The organism is Simkaniaceae bacterium (genome assembly GCA_021734805.1).
GTDB lineage: Bacteria > Chlamydiota > Chlamydiia > Chlamydiales > JACRBE01 > Amphritriteisimkania.
Genome location: JAIPIG010000044.1, coordinates 1 through 11,023 on the forward strand (window position 1 = coordinate 1; position 11,023 = coordinate 11,023).

Below are 11,023 nucleotides of genomic sequence, written 5' to 3' on the forward strand. Positions count from 1 at the left end.
AGGCTGGGCTTGGATTATTTACGGTCGTTTCTGACCTCTATAGAGAAAAAAATAGAGGGATTTCTGCGAGCCATTAGCTTGTTAACATGCTTTAAATTAGGTACTTAAATGCGCGTAAATTTTTTTGTCCTGTACAGAGCAAAACGGATCCGTTATGCTAAGCTTCTCCATTAGAAAGTAGCACTTATATAAACTTATTACAATCTAATCATCAATTATTTAACCTCCTTTGTATCACTAATATATCATCAAGATTTTCTAAGAACGGCCTTCTCAAATATATATCGAAATTGCCCCCTATTCAGTGACATGGCTATTTCTAAAATCTTATGACCAATACAACGTAGCTCATGGAAAAGAGACCTCATAAAGTCTTTCAGGGATCTCGTTTTTCTCATTGGAACAATTCGTCTGAGTCTGGAAAACAGTTCGGAGATTAAAAATGCAATATTGATGAGGATAAACCAAATCAATTGCGCCGATGGATGTCTGGAGTAATCATGTTTAATTTTGAATCCCCGATTTTTCAGAGTATTGAATAGATCTTCCTCAAGCCACCTCAAACGTCCTTGAGCGGCGCTTTGTGCTACGTTCTTTTTTGTCAGTTTCCAGCTGACAATCCATTCCCAATACACATGGAACTTCTCCTTCCCATTTTGATCAAAAGTCCATTCGTTGAATCGAAGAATATTGAGTTTTTGATCCTGATAACTCACTTCATTAAAAAATTCGTATATACGTTTGATTTTTTTACAACCGCTTACTGTGTTTTCCTCAAGATAATTGGTCTTTTTATGACCTTTCAATTTTGCAAGACCATCACAATCTTGTCCGACCGTTTTCATAGAACCGCTTTTGCGTACAATTGCCCACTCTATATTGTTTATCTTCAAAATCTTCATACTTGGCCCATTTGCATATAAAGAATCCAAGAGGACACAAAAATGTAGTTTCGGGAAACGTTCGCGAATGGCTCCTAAAATAATCGGAAGTGACGACAATTCGCATTCCTGTTTAAAGGCTTCCTGAGAATTACTTCCTTTGATATTTAACGAGATAGCATGGACAGGGTATACATAGAGAGGGATTCGAATGCCCCCGGGGCAGACAATGGAAGCGGTTATATGCATGTGCACATACCAAACTTCATCACCCCTTTGCCTTTTCAGGCAATAGGGACACTGAGCACAGTTATGGTCACTATCATTTGTGTATTTATGAACCGTTTCTGCGTCAACTGCAAGGTGGTACATCCCTCTTGGAATCAATTTAGGATGATCGGTGAATAATTTGCTTTTTCGCAAATTATCAAATAGGCCCATTAAAATGTGATTCATTTCTTGATAATCTAGACGACATAACACATCGTCAATTGTCTTGGTATTGGGCAGTTTACAGTCATCAATGCCCACAAATTTTGCAATAGCATCTTCCGTCGTCTTAGAACTCCTGCTTTCTTGATGAAAAGCATGTTTCGATTCCGTACGAAATAGCACTGTAGCCAATGCCGTATTGAGTAGCGCCGGGAGAGAATAGGTTATTTTCCCTTTTCTAGGGTCGGTAATAGATGTAAAAAAAAATTAAGCCCCAGTTTTTTTATATAGGAAATAAGCTCTGCTGCAGGTGAGCTTGAATCTTGATTTGGAAAAAGTTCTAGGTGTGAATTTGAATTTTGGGTAAGATCTAGTGTGCGTTTCATACGTATCCCCTTTGTTTTGCCTATTGGTTTTCATTGATAAATAACGTAGATCAGAGGGGATTTTTCTTAGTAATCTTATTTTTAATCTACTTGATATTTGGGCCTTTCGTTAAACAACATATCTAACAGTGCGTTATAAATGGATTTTAAAAATTCTCCTCGGAGCGAGAAGAATTTTTAGTAATCCTCGATTTTTCCCTTGGGAAAATCGAGGACTAATAATTGCTGATTAGCAACTGTATTTTTTGAATATTTTCAGCTGTAGAGGCATGATGTGTATCAATCTCTAAATTATAGGTAGTGTCTACGTGTACTTTGTGAAATTGAGCTCTAGCCGATCCAATCATTCTGTTTCCACGCCCTTTCTCTCTCTGCTCTAAGACCTCAAGAGGAGCATTAACACCTATCCATATAACATTAAAATCTTTTAAGAGCTCCTTCCACTCATCAACCTGTTCTTTGCCAAAAGAAATATCGTCAATAATGATGGGATGACCTTTTTGAGCTAACATCAGGACTATTTCCTGAAATGTCTTTGCTATTTCCTTAGCATAAGGTCCAGACTGGAGTTCATGAATAAGGTTACCAGCAGGATCTTCTCTCTTTTTCCAGCTGTATCCAAGAGGGGCATCACCTCCTGTCCAATTATTTACTTTTTCGGGCATCCAACCGATGATCTTATCAATACCTACAAGTAGAAATAGCGTTTCAAAGGAATCTTGTAACTCTTTAGCAAGAGTTGTCTTTCCACTGCTTGATGGGCCATTTAAGTAAATAATTTGCACACCGCTATTTTTCATCCGTTTCCTTGATCAATTTGCAAAATCACTCTTCTCAAGGTCCTTTGGGGATACCCGGTTAGGAAGGGTTCATCATTGTAGCCAACCTGATCGTCAACGATTTTTTCTATAGGGAACTCTATACCCTTTTCCCAAAATTGGAGCCAGAAACCCAGTTGTCTAGTCAGCTTGAGAGAAAAGTCCTATTAGGTTAGTGTCTGTGTGTGTGAAGCGTTTTTAGGTTTGAGGTCACGGCGTAATAGCACTCGATAAGGTGTTGAACTCCATTATGAGCTTTATGGGGCTTTTCTTCGGGATTAAGGCCATAGAAATGGGCGATTTTATCTTTGGACAGGCCGATATGCGAGGGCACTTTCTCGTTTTGTGTAAGGTAAACAGCCCAAAACATTGAGGCAAGATCGAGCCAGTGGTAAGGCCAATGCATTTTTTCTTGCTCATCTGCAGAAATGAGCTGAGAAAAAAAGGCGCGGTCAAAAGAGGGGTTTTGACAGATAAAAACCGAGTTATTGCGATTGATTTCACAGTCCTTAAAAAGGGTAATTATTTTTTGAGCGGCGATATCTTCGGGCAGTCCATTATCTAAATCATCGTATTGAAAGCCGTTGACTTTGAGGCTGTCCGGATCGCTCTGCTGCCATACAAACTCAGGCTGTTTAATCACCGAATCAAAGGAGGCGATAGTCTCTTTTGTGCGGAGATTGACGATGGTGCAGGCAATCTCGAGGATGCGGTGTTTATGAAAATTTAGTCCGTTTGTTTCGGTATCGAGAAATAATCCCAGCATTCTACCTCGATCTCAGGGGGGTATTAAAAAAATAAGTTTACAAATTTAAGGGGTAAAAAGTGATATTAATCGATTTAACCATTTCTTGATAGGGAGAAAGTGGTCTTTTTGTTATAATTTTACTTCACCTTAAGTAGGGTTAAAAAAATAATGGACACTTTGCCTCGCCCAAAATTCCGTGAAGTTCTTTTTTTACTTCTCTATAGCTATGAATTTACTCACGAGAGTGATTCAAAGCTCTTCCAGTTTGTTTCCGAACAGCTAAAAGTAGCGATGCGCCATATCCGATCTGCGGCTGAAGATGCCCTTGCCATCCAAGCGAAATGTGCTGAAATTGATTTGATGATTGAAGAGGTCTCATCTGAGTATAAAATTGAACGGATTCCCAAAGTAGAGTTGACGATCTTGCGTCTTGCCCTTTATGAGATGTTTTTCGATGATGCAATTCCCGGTAATGTCGCTATTGCAGAAGGAATTCGACTCTCCAAAAAATTTGGAACCGGCGAATGCTTTAAATTTGTCAATGCGATATTAGATGCAGTGAAAAATAAAGGACATTTTGATTCTGTTGCGATAGAATCTAATCAAGTTACCCCAATCCATGGAAATTAAAGAAAACGTATCCTTGGCGCCCTATACCACGTTTAAGATTGGTGGGAATGCGCGCTTTTTAACTCATATTAAGTCTTTAGAAGATGCGTATGAAGCTTTAGCGTTTGCACGAGCTCGCGCTATTGATTTTATAGTGCTCGGCAGAGGATCAAATAGTTTAGTCTTAGATCATGGAATCAATGCTCTTGTGATCATTAATAAAATGCAACATTGTCTGATTGAAGATAATAGAGTCAGTGTCGATAGCGGATACCATTTTGCGCTTCTTGGAAAGAAAACAGCCCAACACAATTTAAGCGGGCTTGAGTTTGCTTCAGGCATTCCGGGATCAGTGGGCGGAGCTGTGTATATGAATGCCGGTGCGAATAGTCGAGAGACAAAAGACTTCCTTACAAGCGTTCGTTTTATCTCAGCTGAGGGTGATTTAATTGATTATCAACCCCATGAGATGAAGTTTGCCTATCGTACATCCCTATTTCAAGCAATGAAAGGACTTATTGTGCATTGTGAGTTTAGGTTAAATTGGGCTGAGCATGCAAAAATGACGGAGCGGCAGATTCTTAACCATCGTTTAAAAACACAGCCCTATAAAGCCAAAACTGCCGGGTGCTGTTTTTGTAATCCCCCGAATGCGAGTGCAGGTGCGTTGATTGAAGAGTGTGGTTTGAAAGGATATGTGATTGGGGGGGCAAGAGTTTCAACAACGCATGCTAATTTTATTGAAAATATCGGTGGGGCAACGGCACAAAATGTGCTTGATTTAATCAGGTATATCCAATCCATTGTCTATAAAAAGAAACAAGTTCATTTAGAGTTAGAGGTGAAGATTCTTGGATAAGCATCTATTCCGTGCAGATATGCATACACATACAACGTGTTCAGATGGGACAATGACACCTTTTGAACTGATTAATGAAGCAAAAAAAATAGGTCTACAAGGGCTGTCAATTACAGATCATGATGGAGTCAGCGCCTATACGGATGAGTTATTTGATTATGCTCGAGCAAATGGGATACAACTGATGACCGGTGTTGAATTTTCATGCCGCTTTGAAGAGATGTCGATCCATATTTTGGGGTATCATTTTGACCATCTCAATGAGGCAATCCAAGATTTATGTAAGCGCCATGTCATTCGACGTCAAGAGAGAAACCTTCTGATTCTGGAAAGATTAAGGGGGAGAGGGATTCGGATTGAGCCGGAAGAGCTAAAACAAAAAGCTGCCGGGGTGATTGGTCGCCCTCATATTGCAAAAATCATGGTTGAAAAGGGGGCTGTTGGATCAATTCAAGAAGCCTTTGAGGAGTATATTGGAGATAATAAACCTTGTTATGTCCCCGGAGCGTCCTTTTTTATCCCCGAGACGATTGATATGATTCATCAAGCGGGTGGAAAGGCCCTCATTGCTCATCCCCATTTGATTAGAAACAAATCGGTTGTCAAAAAACTGATTCAATTGCCCTTTGATGGGATTGAGGCCTATTATGCCCGTTTTCCTTTGGATCAAGAAAGAGAATGGCTTGAAATAGCTGAAAAAAAAGGGTGGCTTATCTCAGGGGGATCCGATTTTCATGGAACAATCAAGCCCCATAATCCTTTGGGATCTTCATGGATAGGCCTTGAAGAATTTAAGAAGCTATAGCAACTTCATAGAAATTTATCTTATGGATCAGTTTAATGCGCTTATTCATCAACTCTCGCAACACCGCAGTCGTTTGCGTTTAGGGTATGATTTAGCCGATTTACAACATGTTGTTGATCAGCTCATTGGGAGGCCCTTGTTCAAAACGATTCAAGTTGCCGGCACAAATGGTAAAGGCTCTGTTGCTACGGGGATTGCAACGCTTCTTTCTAAGGAGGGATATCAAGCCGGGTTGTTTACGTCACCCCATCTCTTTTCTCCGCTAGAAAGGATATCTATCAATGGCATCCCTATTGCACAAGAAGAGGTTTGTTTATTATATGATCAAATTAAGGCCCACTTTGCCCAAAACCATTTTAGTTTTTTCGATACGTTTTTTCTTATTGCGCTTCTCTATTTTAAGCATCAACAGGTGGATTTTGTCGTTTTAGAGGCGGGAATTGGAGCTCGTCTTGATGCAACAGTGCTAGTTCATCCCATTTTATCTGTATTAACAACGGTTGGACTCGATCATTTGGATATTTTAGGGCCGACGCGTGATGATGTTGCCCGTGAAAAATCTATGGCTATTAGAGCAAGGGTTCCCGTTGTGCTCGGAGCCAAGGCTGTAGCGACACCTATTCTCGAGAGAGCATTCCAACAAAATGCGCCTATTTATTTTTCTGTGGGTCATGACGATTATCTCATTGAAAATGCTCAGACCATTGCAACTGCCGTTTGGGCATTAAAAATTCACTATGCAATTCCAATCTCATTACCCGAGCTCTTTCAAATCCAAAGACCGCCCTTTCGATTTCAAGAAATCCAACATGGCAGCATCAAAGTTATTTTTGATGTGGCTCATAACGAAGAGGGGATGCAATCACTCCTTAAAAAAATAAATCATCCGGCCGAGTTTGTTCTTGGATTCAGCTCTGAGCGTAATGTGGATGCAATATTGGAGCTTTTTAAGGCCTCTTTGCACCGGATTTATCTCGTTCATAATAAGGAGCGGGGCTTGATAGAGAAGAGTGAGCATTTTCAAAATCATTCACCCATGTCAATTCAAGAGGGGATGCAGCAAGCCTTTAAAAGTGCAAAGCAAAATGAAACAACAGTCTGCATTTGCGGAAGCTTTTACCTTATGGAAGCAGCTCTTCATACTCTTGCGCTTCTTTGAATAGAGCTTCGATAAAATCGCGATTGGGCATTTCTTTCAGATCAGTTTTTTGAACTAAGTGTGTACAGCAGCGAACAATGGCTTGTAAAAGAGCAAAGAGATTCGTTTCAAAATGAGCTGAAAAAGGGAACTGCAAAAGAGTTAAATCAGCTTTTGCATGCTCAATATGGGTGAGTAATAGTCGTTTTAATGCCTCCGGCATTTGATTATATTTTTCATAGAATGGGCTAATACGTTGTTGATATAAGTCCCCTCCCATGTCCATTAAATCAAGAGCGGCCATATCAAAATTGATATCAATCTGAGAGAGATCATATTCAACGGCATCCGGATCAAAAACAACGTCAATGAGTCCCTGAGATGAAAGCATTTTTTTGACTTCAGAAAGTTGGGCAATCTGATCTGATGAAATAGCATAAGAGTGCATCAGGGCATCGAGCTCTTTTAAAATATTTTTTGCTGTTTTTTTTGCTAAAAATAGGTCAGATTGAACAATGAGGGCGTGTGTCTTATCGCAGATTTTTTGGATCTCACAGCCTACATGATGATCTTGAAGGCGCCCAATGAGGCCGGTTGCTCGATCTTTTTGTTCTAATAAGAAACCGGATGATGGGGAGAGATTGAGAGCGCTATTGATTTTAAGGATAATCATTTCGATTTCCTCAGGACAGAATTGCCCTAACCCTGCTTTTTTCTCCATATTGGAGAGCTGATAAGCAATTTCAAATTCCGGGAATATTTTCCCTGTCATAGAAACCTACCTTAAATAACCCCTATCTGTTTCATTCACAAAAAATGCCTGAAAGGCATTGATGGGGGATTATTTTTACACTCTATTAATTTTTATTATTAAATAAAATAAATATGTTTATGACAGAATAATTATGACATACCTTAATTATATCACATTTACTAAATGTTTGGGTTTTTTAAATTTTTTGTTAAGATGTTTGGTATATATACACAGACAAGAGTTTTTTTTAATTATTTCCTTCTAGATTCGCATTGAATTTCCTTTTCATTTATTTGATTTTTTTTTATGATAAGCGACTTAAATTACTCCTTTATTGTAGAAAAGAGGTGAATATGAGCGGTACATTCCAAATAACAGCTGGTCCCCATCGGAGTGCATTTGAGGTTCCTCCTCGAAGATTAGAACGATCTTTTTCATTGCCTAACTTAGATAAAAGAATTCCATATATTCCAGACAAAGCTCCTCAGATCGATCCTAATCGAATAACAAGGCCGTCGTCTCGCTGGTCATTTATTTCATATCTATCAACTGTCCTTAGCGCTGTTGCAAACCATTTTCGGGAAGAGATAGTCAATCATAGTGATGGGGCTCGATATACTCTACCGGAGGTTCAGCGTTTATATAATCAAAATAGAAACTAGTCTTTAATTGCAAAAATCTCCGAACGGATTTTTGCACAAATCGCCCGGCGTGTGAGGGCTCCCCGCGCTTAAGGCAGGGAGATTGGCTCCCGTTCACATCTTAACTCGACTTTGTCCAGTTTTCGGCGCGATTTTCACAATCTTTTGACATACAATCTTGCAAAACTCGCGTCCGAAAAATGTATAAAGTCGAGCTTAATGCAATAATCAATTTATTTTTTTTGTTTTTTTTGACACACGTCACAATGCGAAGTTTTATCCTTGCATTCGGGTTTGCCACATCTTTTAAGTCTAATATCCTTACCCGTAACAAGTTTGCTAATGGATAGGCCCAGAAAACAAAGGCCGACAACAATGACCGCAAAGATAAACGTAGCTAAAAAATGGTGCATAATAACTTGGAGTTAAGGAGCTTTTTTATTATTCGACTCATTTAATTTAGGTGCAACTAAATCAATCCACACAGGCGAGCCCCAAGCGATATGTCCATCCTTTTGAATCACTCTGATATAGTAATAAGCAAAAGGAGATTGACCTTCTATCGGTGGAGTTAATGTGATTTGATCAAATGGAGTAGCATCATCAAAAGTGAGTTCATGGTAATAGGTGTCTTTGGGTTTGAATGAGTGAAGAAGGGACCCATTGCGAATAATTTGAATTTCCTCGAGATCACTTGTCCCGGCAATGCATCCTGAAATATGACGATTATATTGCAATCCGGGTTTATTAACGAGACAGAGCTCGCTTCCCATGCCTGCACCGGCAACAAAAAAGGAGACAACAATCCGAGGGCCGGTGGTCGCGTAACAAGAGCGGTTATAAAGAGCTTGTATGAGCGCTTCACGCGTGTGTTCCGTAGCGACAATTGCGGTAAGGCCCGGAGAATATTGAACTTGATCGCTGCTATAAAAATTCTCATAAACGCCGCGATCATCAAGTCCCCCTGCAACAAATCCAAAGCGCAAATTTTGGTTAAGAGCTTGTCGAATGCTCCCGTCTTTGGTTTCAGTAACATTAGAGTTGGATTTGATAGGACGTAAGTTTCCTTCACTCTCTAAACACTCGGAGGATCCCCAAGCATTATAGATTTCAATGACTCTTTCGAACTCGGGGGTATAGCTCTCAAAATTATAGTGAAGACCTTTTCCCATTGTAAAGCATGGAATTGCAATGAGTTCTTTAGGGGAATGGCTCTTATAGATTTTTTTGATGGAGTTAGATTTGCTGTCGCGTTTACGCAATATGGCTTTATTATCCTTTGCGTAAACGATGTGGCGTACGCCTTCGGAAGGAATACTGCCTGTCCATTGAAATCCTAGCATGGTTATGAATCGCTCATCTTCATTGAAGTCAGCAATTTGGTTTGAGATCATTTTCCAATGTTCATTTTTCGTATTATCTTCGGATTCTGAACTTGAGGAGGCATAAAATTGGAAAGAGTAATCATCGCGGAAATGCCTTAGAGCGGATTCAACAGTGTCCGTCATATTATATTTTTCGGCTTCTCCATGCAAAAGTCCCCAAAAAACTTGATTAGGGGTTTCTTGAAAGCATTTAATCGGAGCAGAAAAATAGAGGTTGCCATTTGAAGTGTTTTTGAGCTTAAACTTATAAATTCCCAGTTCATTAAAATAGAGGTTGGGAAGGGTGATAAAACCGGTTTCGGGGACAAAAAGCTTCCAGCTTAAATTATCGCGCAACTGCTCATAAGAGAGTTCTATTAGGCTATTGGGCTCGGCATTTCCCGTTAAATTGCCATAGCAATCTTCAAAGCGGACAATGACGTCAAAACGTTGATTTTTTGAAACAATAGATGGCGCGATGATTTTAATGTTATAAAGCGTATTTCCTTTCACATCGATATGAAAAGGTTCTGATTCTTTATAGTCTCTTTTCCCTTTCGGATCGATATATAAAGTAAAGGCACGGCGGCGTTGGATATAAGTCTGAGCTTTATTTCCGTTATCCGGGTTTGGAGCATCACTTGGATCGCCCATATGAATAACAATTTGTTCTCCTTCTTCTACATCAGAAGAGAGGGTGAATTCATATTGTGCCGGATTAAAGGAGTCACCAACACATGTAGCACTTAATTTTTTTTCATCGGGAAGTGTCATCCAAATGACATTTTTCCCTTTTTTTAAGTCCGTTTGAGGGATTTCCCAGTCAATAGAGCGCCCTTCGGTATCCATTTTGAAGAGTAGCTTAGTTTTGGCCGGAAGGGAATTAGCGGGAATATAAGTGAATCTCCATGTATTTGACGCTCCGGCAAGAGCAACTTTAGGTTCACAATAACAAATCGAGCGTCGCATGCGGTTTTCCTCCAAGCATTCTTTACGGAATTATAACATCAATGTCGAGATAATCTCGACTTTGCAGCTTTTTGGGCCTGCTTGCCCCGTCTATTTGCTCTCGGACGCCCGACCTATGGTCGAACTGGAAGATGATCAAAACCGGGAAGGGGTAAAAAACCCCCTTCCCGGTTTTAATGACTTCCCCGAAAACAAATATCTCGAGGCCTTCAGGTCCAAAAAGTTACAAAGTCGAGATAATATTATCTAAAAAATCATTGTTATTCAAGATTTTCTAAAAATTACAATTCTTGAATGACGAGCGGTATATACCGAAATAAATTGAAGAGTTGGTTTTTATCTTCGTTGGCATCTTTGACTTTTTACTCATAATTTTTTGAGCTATCTTCAATAGGATCAAAAAATTATGCCGGCTAAAGCCTAATAAAAATTCAAAGCGCCATCTTTGCTAAAATTCCAACTCTTCAACTCATTTCGGTATATATAGTACTTCCACTTGAAACTTACCCAACGTCAATTTAAGCTAGTTTAATTGGATTTAGTACAATTGTTTGAAAATTGTCATTTATTCTATTTCTAAGTTCCGTTCGCAGCTTGTGCACTTTCTCCATAAAGAATT

General features: G+C 39.5%; 10 protein-coding genes. 4 read left to right on the top strand and 6 right to left on the bottom strand.

The window, feature by feature from the left end; genetic code table 11:
• Window positions 1-248: 248 nt before the first annotated feature.
• From K9M07_07490 to K9M07_07505, 4 genes are all read right to left on the bottom strand, one after another.
• Window positions 249-1,565, bottom strand: a complete 1,317-nt coding sequence (locus K9M07_07490) for a hypothetical protein (protein MCF7853065.1) — start codon at window positions 1,563-1,565, stop codon at window positions 249-251.
• Window positions 1,538-1,699, bottom strand: coding sequence for a hypothetical protein (locus K9M07_07495; GenBank protein MCF7853066.1), 162 nt, complete (start codon window positions 1,697-1,699; stop codon window positions 1,538-1,540). The genes K9M07_07490 and K9M07_07495 overlap by 28 nt, the downstream gene beginning before the upstream one ends.
• 215 nt (window positions 1,700-1,914) lie before the next feature.
• The gene (locus K9M07_07500) at window positions 1,915-2,499 is read right to left on the bottom strand and encodes a chloramphenicol phosphotransferase CPT family protein (protein ID MCF7853067.1); all 585 of its coding nucleotides are present in this window, start codon (window positions 2,497-2,499) and stop codon (window positions 1,915-1,917) included.
• A gap of 190 nt (window positions 2,500-2,689) precedes the next feature.
• Window positions 2,690-3,283, bottom strand: coding sequence for a 3'-5' exonuclease (locus K9M07_07505; GenBank protein ID MCF7853068.1), 594 nt, complete (start codon window positions 3,281-3,283; stop codon window positions 2,690-2,692).
• 150 nt (window positions 3,284-3,433) lie between these two features.
• Here K9M07_07505 and nusB point away from each other — a divergent pair, with 150 nt between their 5' ends.
• From nusB to K9M07_07525, 4 genes are read left to right on the top strand one after another with little or no spacing between them, the layout of a single operon-like run.
• Window positions 3,434-3,895 (top strand): transcription antitermination factor NusB, encoded by a 462-nt coding sequence (gene nusB, locus K9M07_07510; GenBank protein MCF7853069.1) that lies wholly within the window; start codon window positions 3,434-3,436, stop codon window positions 3,893-3,895.
• On the top strand, window positions 3,885-4,733 hold the full coding sequence (gene murB, locus K9M07_07515) for a UDP-N-acetylmuramate dehydrogenase (GenBank protein MCF7853070.1): 849 nt from the start codon (window positions 3,885-3,887) through the stop codon (window positions 4,731-4,733). The genes nusB and murB overlap by 11 nt, the downstream gene beginning before the upstream one ends.
• A 19-nt stretch (window positions 4,734-4,752) precedes the next feature.
• Window positions 4,753-5,538 carry a PHP domain-containing protein gene (locus tag K9M07_07520; GenBank protein MCF7853071.1) on the top strand — a complete coding sequence of 262 codons (786 nt, stop codon included), beginning with the start codon at window positions 4,753-4,755 and terminating at the stop codon, window positions 5,536-5,538.
• A complete protein-coding gene (locus K9M07_07525) occupies window positions 5,516-6,697 on the top strand; it encodes a hypothetical protein (GenBank protein MCF7853072.1) in 1,182 nt (393 codons plus the stop codon). The genes K9M07_07520 and K9M07_07525 overlap by 23 nt, the downstream gene beginning before the upstream one ends.
• Here the strand turns inward: K9M07_07525 and K9M07_07530 are convergent.
• Window positions 6,660-7,448, bottom strand: coding sequence for a hypothetical protein (locus K9M07_07530; protein MCF7853073.1), 789 nt, complete (start codon window positions 7,446-7,448; stop codon window positions 6,660-6,662). The two genes, K9M07_07525 and K9M07_07530, sit on opposite strands and share 38 nt — an antisense overlap.
• A 1,048-nt stretch (window positions 7,449-8,496) precedes the next feature.
• The gene (locus tag K9M07_07535; GenBank protein MCF7853074.1) at window positions 8,497-10,404 is read right to left on the bottom strand and encodes a DUF3604 domain-containing protein; all 1,908 of its coding nucleotides are present in this window, start codon (window positions 10,402-10,404) and stop codon (window positions 8,497-8,499) included.
• Window positions 10,405-11,023: the final 619 nt, after the last annotated feature.

Excerpts from the sequence above, each read along its gene's own strand:
- K9M07_07530 (MCF7853073.1), bottom strand. The coding sequence starts at position 7,448 with ATGACAGGGAAAATATTCCCGGAATTTGAAATTGCTTATCAGCTCTCC.
- K9M07_07500 (MCF7853067.1), bottom strand. The coding sequence starts at position 2,499 with ATGAAAAATAGCGGTGTGCAAATTATTTACTTAAATGGCCCATCAAGC.
- K9M07_07520 (MCF7853071.1), top strand. The coding sequence starts at position 4,753 with ATGCATACACATACAACGTGTTCAGATGGGACAATGACACCTTTTGAA.
- nusB (MCF7853069.1), top strand. The coding sequence starts at position 3,434 with ATGGACACTTTGCCTCGCCCAAAATTCCGTGAAGTTCTTTTTTTACTT.
- K9M07_07535 (MCF7853074.1), bottom strand. The coding sequence starts at position 10,404 with ATGCGACGCTCGATTTGTTATTGTGAACCTAAAGTTGCTCTTGCCGGA.
- K9M07_07505 (MCF7853068.1), bottom strand. The coding sequence starts at position 3,283 with ATGCTGGGATTATTTCTCGATACCGAAACAAACGGACTAAATTTTCAT.
- K9M07_07495 (MCF7853066.1), bottom strand. The coding sequence starts at position 1,699 with ATGAAACGCACACTAGATCTTACCCAAAATTCAAATTCACACCTAGAA.
- murB (MCF7853070.1), top strand. The coding sequence starts at position 3,885 with ATGGAAATTAAAGAAAACGTATCCTTGGCGCCCTATACCACGTTTAAG.